The sequence below is a fragment of the Streptomyces phaeoluteigriseus genome (assembly GCF_001896135.2).
Lineage (GTDB): Bacteria > Actinomycetota > Actinomycetes > Streptomycetales > Streptomycetaceae > Streptomyces > Streptomyces phaeoluteigriseus.
Genome location: NZ_MPOH02000017.1, coordinates 100,982 through 115,184, shown reverse-complemented (window position 1 = coordinate 115,184; position 14,203 = coordinate 100,982). Strand labels below are relative to the sequence as shown.

General features: G+C 70.7%; 10 protein-coding genes, 1 tRNA gene and 1 pseudogene. 5 read left to right on the top strand and 7 right to left on the bottom strand.

Translation table 11 applies throughout. From position 1 onward, the window contains the following. Positions 1–96: 96 nt before the first annotated feature. The 6 genes and pseudogenes from pknB to BM536_RS27905 form a co-directional block, all read right to left on the bottom strand. Entirely contained in the window at positions 97–2,100 is a 2,004-nt protein-coding gene (pknB, locus tag BM536_RS27935) for a Stk1 family PASTA domain-containing Ser/Thr kinase (protein WP_073495155.1), read from the bottom strand. Between the two features lie 169 nt (positions 2,101–2,269). After that, positions 2,270–3,742, bottom strand: coding sequence for a peptidoglycan D,D-transpeptidase FtsI family protein (locus BM536_RS27925; RefSeq protein ID WP_073495157.1), 1,473 nt, complete (start codon positions 3,740–3,742; stop codon positions 2,270–2,272). Then, positions 3,739–5,178: an FtsW/RodA/SpoVE family cell cycle protein gene (locus tag BM536_RS27920; protein ID WP_094103666.1), complete on the bottom strand. Its 1,440-nt coding sequence runs from the start codon at positions 5,176–5,178 to the stop codon at positions 3,739–3,741. Before BM536_RS27920 ends, BM536_RS27925 begins: the two co-directional genes overlap by 4 nt. 27 nt (positions 5,179–5,205) lie before the next feature. Beyond that, positions 5,206–6,753, bottom strand: coding sequence for a Stp1/IreP family PP2C-type Ser/Thr phosphatase (locus BM536_RS27915; protein WP_245873844.1), 1,548 nt, complete (start codon positions 6,751–6,753; stop codon positions 5,206–5,208). 140 nt (positions 6,754–6,893) lie between these two features. Then, complete coding sequence (locus BM536_RS27910) at positions 6,894–7,409, bottom strand: FHA domain-containing protein FhaB/FipA (protein ID WP_073495160.1); 516 nt, start codon at positions 7,407–7,409, stop codon at positions 6,894–6,896. A 10-nt stretch (positions 7,410–7,419) separates the two neighbouring features. After that, positions 7,420–8,288 (bottom strand): annotated as a pseudogene (locus tag BM536_RS27905) (FhaA domain-containing protein). 546 nt (positions 8,289–8,834) lie between these two features. Between BM536_RS27905 and BM536_RS27900 the strand changes: the two are divergent. The 5 genes from BM536_RS27900 to BM536_RS27880 all read left to right on the top strand — a co-directional run bounded on the left by BM536_RS27900 (position 8,835) and on the right by BM536_RS27880 (position 12,960). Further along, positions 8,835–8,918 (top strand) — tRNA-Leu (locus tag BM536_RS27900). Between the two features lie 554 nt (positions 8,919–9,472). After that, positions 9,473–10,942, top strand: coding sequence for a DUF2252 domain-containing protein (locus tag BM536_RS27895; RefSeq protein WP_425444693.1), 1,470 nt, complete (start codon positions 9,473–9,475; stop codon positions 10,940–10,942). Positions 10,943–10,963: 21 nt separating this feature from the next. Then, on the top strand, positions 10,964–11,482 hold the full coding sequence (locus BM536_RS27890; RefSeq protein WP_073499818.1) for a hypothetical protein: 519 nt from the start codon (positions 10,964–10,966) through the stop codon (positions 11,480–11,482). A 190-nt stretch (positions 11,483–11,672) separates the two neighbouring features. Further along, positions 11,673–12,470 carry a hypothetical protein gene (locus BM536_RS27885; protein ID WP_073499820.1) on the top strand — a complete coding sequence of 266 codons (798 nt, stop codon included), beginning with the start codon at positions 11,673–11,675 and terminating at the stop codon, positions 12,468–12,470. Positions 12,471–12,630: 160 nt separating this feature from the next. Then, positions 12,631–12,960 (top strand): rhodanese-like domain-containing protein, encoded by a 330-nt coding sequence (locus BM536_RS27880; protein WP_073499822.1) that lies wholly within the window; start codon positions 12,631–12,633, stop codon positions 12,958–12,960. 31 nt (positions 12,961–12,991) lie between these two features. Here the strand turns inward: BM536_RS27880 and BM536_RS27875 are convergent, their stop codons facing one another. Next, positions 12,992–14,125 (bottom strand): acyl-CoA dehydrogenase family protein, encoded by a 1,134-nt coding sequence (locus tag BM536_RS27875; protein ID WP_094103664.1) that lies wholly within the window; start codon positions 14,123–14,125, stop codon positions 12,992–12,994. Positions 14,126–14,203: the final 78 nt, after the last annotated feature.

The window sequence follows — 14,203 nt, the reverse complement described above, 5'->3', positions numbered from 1 at the left end:
CCCAGCTCCGCTGAGCATGAGCAGAGGCCTCGGGCCCTGCCGGACGGATGGTCCGGCAGGGCCCGAGGCCTCTTCATGGGGAACGGAGCCTGGCGGCTATCCGGAGGTCCCGCCGAAGAAGATGGCCCCTCCGTTGTTGCCCCCGTTGTCGTTGCCGCCGTCCCCGTTGCCGCCGGCGGTGACCAGGTTGACCGTCTGGCCCTTGTTCACCGTGCTGCCCGGGGCCGGGTCGGAGGTGAGGACGATCGCGTTGTCGTCGTTGGAGCCGGTGATGTTGCCGACGTTCAGACCCGCGTCCTGGAGCGCCTTCTTGGCGTCCTTCAGGCTCTGGCCCTGGAGGTTGCCCGGCACCTGCGTCTGCTGGTTGGCGGGCGCCTTGCCGATCTGGATCTGGACCTGGGAGCCCTTGGTGGCCTTCGAGTTGGCCTGCGGCGTGGTTCCGATGACCTTGCCGACCAGGTTCGGGTCCTGGGTCTCGACCTCGACGCAGTTGCCGACCAGGTTGTTGGCCTCCATCTGGGCCTTGGCCTGGTCACAGCTCTGGTTGAGGACGTCGGGGACGGTCGCCTTGTCCTCGGCCTTGGCGATGGTGAGGGTGACCTTGGAGCCCTTCTCGACCTCGGCACCGAGGTTCGGGTCCTGGTCCAGGACGGTGCCGGGCTCCTCCGTGGAGATCTCGTTCTTGGTCTCGACCACCAACTGGTACTTGTCGCCCTCGAGGAGCGTCTTGGCCTCCTCGAGGCTCTTGCCGAGGACACTCGGCACGGCCACCTTCGGCGCCCCCGTGGACACCACCAGGTTGACGGTGGAGTTCTTGTCGACCTCGGTGTCGGGGATGGGGTCCTGGGCGCAGATGTTGCCCTTGGCCTGGTCCTCGCAGGGCTTCTGCGTGACGGTTCCGACCTTGAGGTCGACGTTGGTCAACTGCTGGGTCGCGCCGGCCTGGGTCTTTCCGATCAGGCTGGGCACCTTCACCGTGTCGTTGCCCGCGCTCTCACCGTCGAACGCCCACTTCCCGATCAGGATCGCGCCCACGAGGACCAGCACGGCGGCGACGATCAGCAGGATCGTCGAGGTGTTGGACTTCTTCTGGCGGCGCCGGTCGGGACGGTCGTCGTAGCCGAAGCCGCCGTCGTCGGGGTTCATCGGGGGCAGCATCGAGGTCGCGCCGCCGTCCGCGGAGCGCAGCGCGGTCGTCGCCTGGTCGTCCGGGTAGCCGCCGTAGCCGACCGCGCCCATGGCCGCCGTGGCCGCGACGGGCTGGCCGTCGAGGCAGGCCTCGATGTCGGCGCGCATCTCGTCGGCGGACTGGTAGCGGTAGTTGGGGTCCTTGACGAGGGCCTTCAACACGATCGCGTCCATCTCGGGCGTGATCTCGGCGTCGAAGACGCTGGGCGCCTGGGGCTCCTCGCGGACGTGCTGATAGGCGACCGCGACCGGGGAGTCACCGACGAACGGCGGCCGCACGGTCAGCAGCTCGTAGAGCAGACAGCCCGTGGAGTACAGGTCGGAGCGGGCGTCGACCTGCTCGCCCTTGGCCTGCTCCGGCGAGAGGTACTGGGCGGTGCCGATCACGGCCGAGGTCTGCGTCATCGTCATGCCGGAGTCGCCCATGGCGCGGGCGATGCCGAAGTCCATGACCTTGACCTGGCCGTTGCGCGTGAGCATGACGTTCGCCGGCTTGATGTCGCGGTGCACGATGCCGGCCCGGTGCGAGTACTCCAGCGCCTGGAGGATGCCGATGGTCATCTCCAGCGTCCGCTCGGGCAGCAGCTTGCGGCCGGAGTGGAGCAGTTCGCGGAGCGTGGAGCCGTCGACGTACTCCATGACGATGTACGGGATCGAGACCCCGTCGATGTAGTCCTCGCCCGTGTCGTAGACCGCGACGATCGCGGGGTGGTTGAGCGAAGCGGCCGACTGGGCCTCCCGGCGGAACCGGGCCTGGAAGGAAGGGTCGCGCGCGAGGTCCGCGCGCAGCGTCTTCACCGCCACGGTGCGGCCGAGACGGGTGTCATGCGCGAGGTAGACCTCGGCCATGCCACCACGGCCGAGCACATGGCCCAGCTCGTACCGGCCGCCGAGGCGACGCGGCTCTTCCATAGCTACCTACCAGCCCTCTCCGTCGGTCCCGACCGGCACACGTGTGCGGTCGGTGGCTGCCGTCCGGGCATACCGTACCCGGACGGCGCTGTGTGACCTGGCCAAGCCCGTCACCCGATACAGGACCGGTATCGCAACGTGCACCGATGTGTAGGCGACGTGATGGGGGTCACTTGTTGCTGTCGATGACTGCCTTCATCACGTCCCTGGCGATCGGGCCGGCGAGGCCGCCACCGCTGATGTCACCGCGGTTGGCGGCGCCGTCCTCGACGACCACCGCCACGGCGACCGGTGAGCTGCCGTCGGCCAGTTTCGCGTAGGAGATGAACCAGGCGTACGGCTTCTCGCTGTTGTTGAGGCCGTGCTGGGCGGTACCGGTCTTGCCGCCGACCGTGATGCCGGAGATCTTCGCCTTGCCGCCGGTGCCCTGCGGATTGTTGACGACCGTCTCCATCATCTGCTGGAGCTTCTGCGCGGTCTCCGAGGACACCGCCTGGGACAGCTCCTCGGGTTCGGTCGTCGCGATCGTGTCGAGGCTCGCGGCCTTGAGCTGGTCGACCATGTACGGCTTCATCAGCTTGCCGTCGTTGGCGATGGCCGAGGCGACCATGGCCATCTGGAGCGGGGTGGCCCGGTTGGAGGCCTGGCCGATGCCGGCCATGGCGTTCTGCGGCTCGTTGTCCTCGGGGTAGACGCTCTCGGAGGCGCGGACCGGGGTGTCCAGCTCCTTGTTGTTGAAGCCGAACTTGTTCGCCTGCTCGATCATCTTCTCGTTGCCGACGGTGTCGGCCATCTTCGCGAAGACGGTGTTGCAGGACACCATGAGCGCGTACCGCAGGGTGGCGTTCTCGCAGTCACCGTGCTCGTTGGTGAGATCGGTGGTGGTCTTCGGCAGCTGGTACGGGTCCTGCGTCTTGGTGGCGTCGTCGATGCCGGACACGATCTTGTTCTCCAGCGCCGCGGCCGCGGTGACCACCTTGAAGGTGGAGCCCGGCGGGTAGACCTCGCGCAGCGCCCGGTTGAGCATCGGGTCGTCGGGGTTGTTCTTCTTCTGGACCGCGTTCCACGCCTTGGCGTCCTCGTCGGAGGTTCCGGCGAACTTCGACGGGTCGTACGACGGCGTCGAGACCAGCGCGAGGATCTTGCCGGTGGCCGGGTCGATCGCGGCGACGGCGCCCTTCTTGTTGCCCAGACCCTGGTACGCGGCCTTCTGCGCGGCGGCGTTGAGGGTGGTGACGACGCTGCCGCCCTCCTTCGCCTTGCCCGTGATCATGTCGAGCGTGTTGCGGAAGAAGAGCCGGTCGTCGTTGCCGGTGAGGATGCCGTCCTCGAGCTTCTCCAGCTGGTTGGCGCCGAAGGCCTGCGAGGAGTACCCGGTGACCGGCGCCCACATGGGGCCGTTGGTCCAGGTGCGCTTGTACTTGTAGTCGCCGCTCGTGTTCTCGACGGAGCCGGTGATGGCCTTGCCGTCGACGATGATGTCGCCGCGCGGGGTGGCGTAGCGGGCGATGTTGACGCGGCGGTTCTCGTCGTCGGAAGCCAGGGCGTCGGCCTTGACGTACTGGAGCCAGTTGTCCCGGATGAGCAGGGTGAGGATCAGGAGTCCGCAGAAGATCGCGATCCGGCGCAGGGGCTTGTTCATGACGGGCGGACCACCTGGGTCATCTCGGCGTCGGGGTTGGATGCGGGCGCCGGGGCCGGACGGCGCGCGGTGTCGCTGATTCTGATCAGGATGCCGATCAGGGCCCAGTTGGCGATGACGGAGGAACCGCCGTAGGCCAGGAACGGCATCGTCATACCGGTCAGCGGGATGAGCCCCATCACACCACCGGCCACCACGAACACCTGGAGGGCGAACGCACCGGACAGGCCGATGGCGAGCAGCTTGCCGAACGGGTCGCGGGCGGCGAGGGCGGTGCGCACACCGCGCTCGACGATCAGGCCGTAGAGCAGCAGCAGCGCCATGAGACCGGCCAGGCCGATCTCCTCGCCGAAGGTGGCGAGGATGAAGTCGGAGTTGGCGGCGAAGCGGATCAGTTCGGAGTGGCCCTGGCCCCAGCCGGTGCCGAGAGTGCCGCCGGAGCCGAACGCCCACAGTGCCTGCATCGCCTGCTCGGAGTGGCCTGCCTGGCCCTGCCGGGAGAGCGTGTACTCCTTCATCGGGTCGAGCCAGGCCTGGACACGCTGCTGGACGTGCGGTTCGAAGCTGGCCACGCCGACCGCGCCGACCGCCGACATCAGCATGCCGAAGACGATCCAGCTGGTCCGCTCGGTGGCGACGTACAGCATGATGACGAACATTCCGAAGAACAGCAGCGAGGTGCCGAGGTCCGTCTCGAAGACCAGGATCAGGATCGAGATGAACCAGACGACCAGGATCGGCCCGAGGTCGCGGCCACGCGGCAGGTACAGGCCCATGAAACGGCGGCTGGCGAGGGCGAGCGCGTCCCGTTTCACCATGAGGTAGCCGGCGAAGAAGACGGCCAGCGCGATCTTGGCGAACTCACCGGGCTGGATGCTGAAACTGCCGACCTGGATCCAGATCTTGGCGCCGTAGATGTTGCGGCCGAGACCGGGCACCAGCGGCAGCAGCAGCAGTACCAGCGCGCCCACCATGGAGATGTAGGTGTAGCGCTGGAGGACGCGGTGGTCCTTGAGGAAGATCAGCACCACGACGAAGAAGGCGATGCCCATCGCCGTGTACATCAGCTGACGGGGGGCGGCGTTGCCTGCCTGTTGGATCGACTGGAGCAGCTTCGACTGGTCCAGCCGCCAGATGGCCACGAGTCCGAGGCCGTTCAGCAGCGTCGCCAGCGGCAGCAGCAGCGGGTCGGCGTACGGCGCGAACTTGCGGACGACCAGATGGGCGGCTCCGGCCAGCAGGCCGAGGCCCAGGCCGTAGCTGAGCAGGCCGGACGGCACCTCCTCGTTGATGGCGAGGCCCACGTTGGCGTAGGCGAACACCGTGATCAGCACGGCGAACACCAGCAGCGCGAGTTCGGTGTTGCGCCGGCTCGGTGTGCCGATCGAGCCGATCGTGGACGTGTGGTGCGTCGGCGAATTGGTTGTACTGCTCATCGTGTGACGGGGCCTCTCACGGCTTGCCTACTGCTTACCGCACAGCGAGACGACCTTCTGCTCATCCTCCGAGAGGCTGGGGCCGGGGCCGGGAGTGGCGGTCGCTGACGTGGACGGAGACGTGGACGGGGACGGTGCCGATCCCGACGGGGTCGGGGTCGGCGTTGCCTTGGACGTGAGGGAGACGGGAGTGGTTCCCGTGGTGCCGCCGGCCTCGCCCTCGTCCGCTGTGGAACCGGCCGAACTGGGGGTCACGGTGGTCGCCTCCGCCTGCTTGCGGCATGCGGACGCCTGGACGGCCAGTTCGTCGATCTTCTTCTGGGCGGTGGACAGGCCGCCCTCGGCGATCGTCGCCTCGACCAGCTTCTGCTGGTACTGCGGCAGGTACTTGAGTTCGATCTCGGGGTGGTCCTTCTCGACCTTCGAGAGCGAGACCCAGGCCAGGTCCTGGCTGATACCCCGGTACAGCGCGACGTGTTCGCCCTTGGTGCCGACGTAGTACTGGGTCTGCGTCCAGCGCCAGCCCGCGTAGAGCCCGCCGCCGATGACGGCGAGCGCGAGGGCGCCGTACAGGGATCTCTTCAGCCACCGGCCGCTCTTGCGGGGCTTGACGAAGTCGTCGTCGGTGTAGTCGCCGAAGCCGTCGGTGGGGATGAAGCCGGTGACGTCGCCGGAGCCGGGCGGGCCGAACTCGCCGCCGCCGCCCTGACCGCGTCCCTGACGGCCGAGGCCGGAGGCACGGCCGGCCGGGGTCTGCATGATGCCGTTGTCCTGCAGCTGGAGTTGGTTCTCGGCGACGGCGCCGACCACGACCGGGGTGTCGGAGAGCTGCCCGGCGAGGGTGTCCCCGGTGTCCAGGTCGAGGACGTCGGCGACGATCACGGTGATGTTGTCGGGGCCGCCGCCGCGCAGCGCGAGCTGGATCAGCTCCTGCACGGTCTCCTGCGGGCCCTGGTAGCTGGCGAGGGTGTCCTCGAGCGTCTGGTGCGAGACGACGCCGGACAGGCCGTCGGAGCAGATCAGATAGCGGTCGCCGGCCCGGACCTCCCGGATCGACAGATCGGGCTCGACATGCTCACCGCTGCCCAACGCGCGCATCAGCAGCGAGCGTTGCGGGTGGGTGGTGGCCTCCTCCTCGGTGATCCGGCCCTCGTCGACGAGGCGCTGCACCCAGGTGTGGTCCTGCGTGATCTGGGTGAGCACGCCGTCCCGCAGCAGGTACGCGCGCGAGTCGCCGACGTGCACGAGCCCCAGCCGCTGGCCGGTCCACAGCAACGCGGTCAGCGTGGTCCCCATGCCTTCGAGCTGGGGGTCCTCCTCGACCAGCGAGCGCAGCTGGTCGTTGGCGCGCTGCACGGCCGTACCGAGCGAGGTGAGGAGGTCGGAACCGGGCACGTCGTCGTCGAGGGCGACGATGGTGGAGATGGCCTCCGAGGAGGCGACCTCACCGGCGGCGGCGCCGCCCATGCCGTCGGCGATGGCGAGCAGGCGCGGACCGGCGTAACCGGAGTCCTCGTTGCCCTCCCGGATCATGCCCTTGTGCGATCCGGCGGCGAAGCGCAGTGACAGACTCATGCCCACCTCGCCCGTCGGCCCCGGGTACAGCCGGTCGTGTCGAGCCACACTGCCCACCCTCCGGTCGGGAGCGCGCAGGGGCCCTGGGTGCCGGCCGACCTGGCGTGCTCGCTCCGCTCGCGCTCACTCATGATGTAGCACTACTTCCGCAGCTCGATGACGGTCTTGCCGATACGGATCGGCGCGCCCAGCGGGATCGGTGTGGGAGTCGTCAGCCGCGTTCGGTCGAGGTACGTGCCGTTGGTGGAGCCCAGGTCCTCGACGATCCACTGCCCGTCGCGGTCCGGGTAGATCCTGGCATGGCGGCTGGAGGCGTAGTCGTCGTCCAGCACGATGGTGCTGTCGTGCGCGCGGCCCAGGCTGATGGTCTGGCCCTGGAGCGCGACGGTCGTGCCGGTGAGGGTGCCCTCGGACACGACCAGCTTCGTCGGGGCGTTGCGCCCCCTGCGCCCGCCCCCCGCCGCGGGTTGCTGGCGCTGTTGCGGGGGCGCCTGGCGCTGGGCCTGCTGCGGTCGGGCCGCCTCCCGGCGCGCACCGCGCTGGGTGACACGCGTACCGAACAGGTCGCTGCGGATGACCTGCACGGCCACGATCACGAACAGCCACAGTACGGCCAGAAAACCCAGCCGCATGACCGTGAGGGTCAGCTCTGACATTGCCCCCGCTTCACCCTTCGGCTTGCCGGTAAATGATGGTGGTGTTGCCCACGACGATCCGCGAGCCGTCGCGGAGCGTAGCGCGGGTGGTGTGCTGCCCGTCCACCACGATGCCGTTGGTGGACCCGAGGTCCTGGATCGTCGAGGGTGTTCCGGTCCGGATCTCGCAGTGCCGGCGCGAGACGCCGGGGTCGTCGATCCGCACGTCGGCCTCGGTGCTGCGGCCCAGCACGAGCGTGGCGCGGGAGATCTGGTGGCGGGTGCCGTTGATCTCGATCCAGTGGCGGGTACGGGACCCGGGCGCCGGGGCGCCCGCGAGTCCGCCGCCCGCCGCGGGGCGCTGGCCGGCCGCGGGCGGGTATCCGTACCCGCCGGGGCGGGCGGGCGCGCCGGGGCGGGGGGTGCGGCGGCGGCCGCCGCTCCGCCGGCCGCGGGCGGATAGCCGTAGCCGGCGGGCCGCGGCCCGCCGGCGGGCGCGCGATCGGGCGCCTGCGGGCCGCTGGTGGAGGAGGCGAGTGTCCGGCTTCGCACCCGGTACAGACCGGTGTCGAGATCGTCCGCCTTCTCCAGGTTGACCTTGATCGGTCCCATGAAGGTGTAGCGCTGCTGCTTCGCGTAGTCGCGGACCATGCCGGCCAGTTCGTCGCCGAGCTGGCCGGAGTAGGGGCTGAGCCGCTCGTGGTCCGGCGTGCTCAGCTCCACGATGAAGTCGTTGGGCACGACGGTCCGGTCGCGGTTCCAGATCGTCGCGTTGTTGTCGCACTCGCGCTGGAGCGCTCCCGCGATCTCGACGGGCTGCACCTCGGACTTGAACACCTTGGCGAAGGTGCCGTTGACCAGACCCTCGAGACGCTGCTCGAACTTCTTCAGGACTCCCATGGGGCACCTCCTCCGTCGTGACTTGCGTCCCGTGTCGTGCTGCTTACCTGGTACTGCTTACTGATCGTATCCACGCGCCGGTGAATCGGCTGGTTCCCCCTGTCGGCCCGCCGACGGGTGTCGACGGCGTCCCCTCCACCCGGTTCTGTACGGGCTTCTCCGCGTGCTTCCGATACGTGCATGGGCTGCCCGCACCAGCTGTGTGGCTCCGCCGCGCGCTTCCGCCCGGACTTCCGTCCGCGCCTGCGCCCGCACTTCTGCTCGCACTTCTGCTCGTCCTTCTGCCCAGGATCGTAGAGGTGGCCGAGGACCAGTGTCCCGCACCTGACTATGGAGACGGCCCGGCTGCTGGGGAGACGGCCTCCATAGGTACGAGGTTGATACGTGAACCGGTCGTCGCCGAGACCTGCGGAGGTTGCCGCGGGCCTCTCGCGGTGACCTCTGCCCCGCAGGAAGGGATGTGAACGCACCCTGGCCCGCGTGCTAATGTTCTGCGTGTCGGAAGGCGCCGGGCCGCAAGGTCAACAGCACGAAGACACACCCAATGCGCGGGTGGCGGAATAGGCAGACGCGCTGGATTCAGGTTCCAGTGCCCGAAAGGGCGTGGGGGTTCAACTCCCCCCTCGCGCACAGTTGAAAGCCCCGTAGGTTCCGGCCTACGGGGCTTTCGCGTGTCCGGCGGTATATCGCGCGCGTGAGGTATCTCACGGGTGGCGGGGCGGGACAAGGGGGCGCGGCGCGATGTCGCGGTCGTGGGGTGAGGGGCGGCGGCGCGGTCGTGGGGTGAGGGGCTGGAGTAGGCGGCGCCGAGGAAGCCCTTCTGGAACGGCTGAAGGTCCACCAGGTCCCTGGAGGTGCTGCCCCGCCTCGGACGAAGCCGTCCCCGGTGTGGGCGGGGGCGGGGGAGAGGGACGGGAGTGGGGGGGTGGAGGTGATGGGGGGGCTGATGGGGGGGCGCGTGTTGTCGGGGGGTGCGGCGGCGGGCGGCCGCGCTGGACGGAGTGATGTGCGTGAGCAGCCTGGTGGGCGGGCACGACGGGGGTGGTCGTGGAGGTGTCTTGCGTGTGGTGGTCCGCGAGGCGGGGCGCGGTGGGTGGTTGTCCACAGGGTCTGACGGGATTCGGCCGGCGGCGGTACGGTCTGCACGAGTTGATGTTCGTCCGTGTGCGGGGGAGGCGGTCGTGGTGACAGAGGACGGTGCCGGGGTGGGCGTGGGCGCGGACGCGGTGTCCGATGCGGATACGGACGTGCGGGCGACCGCGGGTGCGGGACCGCGGCTTCCCCGGGTGCGGGGGTTCGCCGAGTGGCCCGTCTCGGGGGCGCCGAAGGAGGAGGGCAAGGCCCTGCGCCGCAGGGTGCCGCGCGCGGCGCACGCCGAATTCGACCTGGACGCCTCCCGCCCGGACGCGGTGACGGCGGTCGAGGAGTCCGGCCGGGGCCGCATCCCCGGGCTCACGCCGATAAGGGTGGGGCGGATGTCGGCCACCCCCTTCGCGTTCCTGCGGGGCTCCGCGGGCCTCATGGCGTACGACCTGGCCCGCACCCCGATGACCCGCATCACGGCGCAGATCTGCGGCGACGCGCACGCGGCCAACTTCGGGCTGTACGGCGACGCCCGCGGCGGCCTGGTCATCGACCTGAACGACTTCGACGAGACGGTCGACGGCCCCTGGGAGTGGGACCTCAAGCGGCTCGCAGCGTCCCTCGTGCTCGCGGGCCGGGAGGCCGGCGCCGACGAGGACACCTGCCGGCAGGCGGCGTACGGCGCGGTCGGCGCCTACCGCCGCACCATGCGCCTGCTGGCCACCCTTCCGGTGCTGGACGCGTGGAACGCCATCGCCGACGAGGAACTCGTCTCGCACACCGACGCCCACGACCTGCTGGGCACGCTGGAGCGGGTCTCCGAGAAGGCGCGGGCCAACACGAGCGGGCGGTTCGCGGCGAAGTCGACCGAGCCGACCCCGGAGGGCGGGCGCCGCTTCGTCGACGCGGCTCCGGTGCTGCGGCGCGTCCCGGACGCCGAGGCCGCGGTGGTGGCCGCGTCCCTCGAGCAGTACGTGACCACGCTGCCGGAGGACCGACTGCCCCTGCTGGCCCGGCACGCGGTGCACGACGTGGCCTTCCGCATCGTCGGCACGGGCAGCGTGGGGGCGCGGTCCTACGTCGTCCTGCTGCTGGACCACCGGGGCGAGCCGCTGGTGCTCCAGGTGAAGGAGACGCGGGGCTCGGCGCTGGTGCCGCACCTGGCGAGCGCCGGCTTCGAGACACCGGCCGTCGAGCACGAGGGACGGCGCGTGGTCCTCGGGCAGAAGCGCATGCAGGTCGTCAGCGACATCCTGCTGGGCTGGACGACGGTCGACGGCCGGCCCTTCCAGGTACGTCAGTTCCGCAACCGCAAGGGCAGCGTCGACCCCACCGCCCTCACCGCCGACCAGGTCGACGACTACGGCCGGATGACCGGCGCCCTGCTCGCCCGTGCCCACTCGCACAGCGCCGACCCGCGGCTCATCGCCGGCTACTGCGGCAAGAACGAGGAACTGGACGAGGCGGTGGCGTCCTTCGCCGTGGCCTACGCCGACCGTACGGAGGCGGACCACGCCGAGCTGGTGACGGCGGTGCGGACGGGGAGGATCGCGGCCGAGGTAGGTGTGTGAGCGCGGCATGAGGGACGTGCGGTGAAGTACGTCGAGCTGGACGGGCGGGTCGGTGACCTCACCGGGGTCCTCGATCCGGGGCCGTACCTGGAGCGGTTGCCGGTGCTGGGTGGCCGACTCCCGCCGGGGGCGCGCGCGTTCGCCACCGATCCGGAGCACTACGACTTCTCCGGCAGGCGATGCGTGAAGGATCTCCTGCCGAGGGAGGCCCGCCGGACCGGGGACGAGAACGTGGAGATCCGCTTCGGGCACAGCTGCTGGAAGCACGACGAGGACCTGGTCGTCCGCTACCTGGGTGTCTCCCGCTTCCAGGCCGACATCCTCGGCGGGCGCGCCCTCGACGACCTCGGCGAGGCGGCTCCCGACAGCCTCGGCGCGACGGCACTCGGTGACCTCGGCGAGGTCGTCCTCGACGAGATCCTCCCCCACCCCGCCGGCTGCACCCACGAGCTGGCCTGCCGCTCCGGCACGCTCCTCGTGGTGTGCCGGGATCTGGAGGCGGACTGGGTGGCTGTGGACTGCCCGGAGGACCTGGGCTGAGGGAGGGGGCCTGTGCGGTCATCGGTGCGGGTCCGGCCGGCTGCCGGTGCGGATCCGGTTGCCACCGATGAGGCGGGCCGCGGAAACGGACGGCGGGCGCGGTCCGGCCCGGGGAAGCGGACGGCGAGCGGGGTCCGGCCCGGGGAAGCGGACGGCGAGCGGGGTCCCGGGGGTGGCCTACGCTGGTCGGGTGACGACCCCCGAAGCTGAGCAGTCGCGGCCCGAGGAGCGGCTTGAGCAGGCCGTGCGGGCCGCTGAGCAGGCGTTGATCGAGTTCGAGATCGCGGTGGAGACCTTCCGCGTCGAGGTCGAGAACTTCTCGCGGCTCCACCACCAGAAACTCGGTCCGATGTACGCCCGGCTCGACGAGCTGGAGGCGCAGATCGCCGAGGCCACGGCTGCCCGCACCGGCGACCCGGAAGACCTGCGCAAGGCGGCCGAGGCGCGGGCCCGGGTGATGCCGATGCCAGGGGTCGAGGAGCTGTTCCACGGCTGGATGGACGAGAACGGGCTGTTCCCCGAGGCCGAGGCGATGCTCACGGACCAGTCGGTGCGGCCCCCGCAGCGGGTGCGGCCCAGCGACGAGGCCCGCAAGCTCTACCGGGAGCTGGCCCGCAAGGCCCATCCCGACCTCGCACAGGAGGAGGCGGAGCGGGCGCGGCGCGAGGAGTTCATCACGCGGGTCAACGCCGCCTATGCCCGGGGCGACGAGGCCCTGCTGCGCGAGCTGGCCGGCGAGTGGGCGGCCGGTCCGGTCCCCGCGGAGCGGCGGCCGAGCCCCAGCGAGGAGCTGTACGCCCGCCTGGAGTGGCTCGCCGAGCGCAAGGAGATGCTGGCGCTGGCGGCCCGGGAGCTGGAGGAGGGCGCGATCGGCGCGATGCTCCGGATGGCGCCGGACGATCCCGACCGGCTGCTGGAGGAGATCGCCGACCAGCTTCTGGCCGAGGTGGCGAAGCGGGAGGCCGAGCTGGCGGAGCTGGCGGGCTAGGTCCGTCGGTTCCGGGTCCGTCGTTCCGGTCTGTCACCCCGGTGCGGTGTTGTGGTCCGGTGTTCCGGTCCGGTGTTCCCGGTCCGTCGTTCGCCGGTGGGGCCTGGCCGCCGGGTGCGGGGTGTCCGGTAGCGTCGGGGGTATGAGTTTCGGAGCTGGTGTGCCCACGGTCGGGGTCGAAGACCTCAAGGACGGCGACTTCCTGCTGGACGTCCGTGAGGACGACGAGTGGAAGGCCGGCCATGCCGAAGGGGCACTGCACATCCCCATCAGCGAGTTCGTCGCCCGCTACGGCGAGCTGACCGAGGCGGCTCCGCAGGACGGGCGGGTCCATGTGATCTGCCGGTCCGGTGGGCGTTCCGCCCAGGTCACCACGTACCTCGTCCAGCAGGGCATCGACGCGGTGAACGTGGACGGCGGCATGCAGTACTGGTCCGCCGTGGGCCGCCCGGTCGTCACCGACGACGGGCAGCCCGGCTTCGTCCTGTAGTCCCGCAGGCCCCTGGGGCCTGCGGGACGGTTCAGCCGAGGGGGTGGGCGGCCAGCAGGTCGCCCAGGGCCTCCTCGTGCGCCGCCGCGGGCCCTAGGAACAGCTCCAGGTGTTTGGCCCAGGCGTGGTAGCGGTGCAGCGGGTAGTCGATGTCGGCGCCGAAGCCGCCGTGCAGATGCTGCGCGGTCTGCACGACCCGCCGTACGCCCTCCGAGGCCCAGATCTTGGCCACGGCGATGTCGCCGGAGGCGGGCAGGGCGCCCTGGGCGCCGGAGTCGAGCCGCCAGGCGGCCTGCCAGAGGGTGGCCTCCATCGCGCGCAGATCGATGTACCGGTCGGCGGCCTGCACGGCGACCGCCTGGAACGTGGCGATCGGATGCCCGAACTGCTCCCGCTGCCCGGCGTAGTCGCTCGTCATGCGCAGGACGCGTTCGCCGAGGCCGAGTGCCAGGGCGCAGGTGCCGGTGGCCAGCAGGCCGCGCAGCCATTCCCAGGCGCCGTCGGCGGTGATGACGTCCCGGCCGGGGACGCGCGCCGAGTGCAGGCGCAGTTCGCCGAGGCGCTCGCCGGTGGTGGAGATCTGCTCGGCGAGCGAGGTGCCCGCGTGCCCACGGGGGACCAGTGCGAGGACGCTCCGGTCGTCCCCGGTGTGCGCGGGCACGAGCACGAGGTCGGCGTCGTACGCCCAGGGCACCGCCGTCTGCACCCCGTCGAGCACCCACTCCGAGCCGTCCTGGCGGGCGGTCACGGCGAGTTCGGCGGCGTCGTGGCCGGTGCGGCCGTGCGCGGCGACGGTCAGGACGGTCTCGCCCCGGCCGGCCCGCGCGAGGATCGCCGACTTCGCCTCGGGACCGCCGTAGGCCTGTACGGCGGCCGCGGCGGCGCTGCTCTCCAGGAGCGGGACGCGGGCCAGTACCTTCGCCGACTCCCGCAGCGCCAGGCACAGGGCGACGGCGTCCAGGCCGGCCCCGCCGTACTCCTCGTCGAGCAGCAGGCTCAGCAGGTCCGCGTCGCCGAGCCTGGCCCACAGCGCCCGGTCGAAGTCGTCGGCGACGGCGCCCCTGGCGAAGGCGGGGCTGGGGACGCCGTCGGGCGCGACGTCGGTGAAGACGCCTCGCGCGGCCTCGGCCACGGCCTCCTGCTCCTCGGTGAAGGTGAAGTCCACGGCCTGTCCTCCCGACGGGTCAGCTGATCTGACGGTCCGTCAAGATAGAACAGGTTCTAGAAGAAGGGAACGGGAACG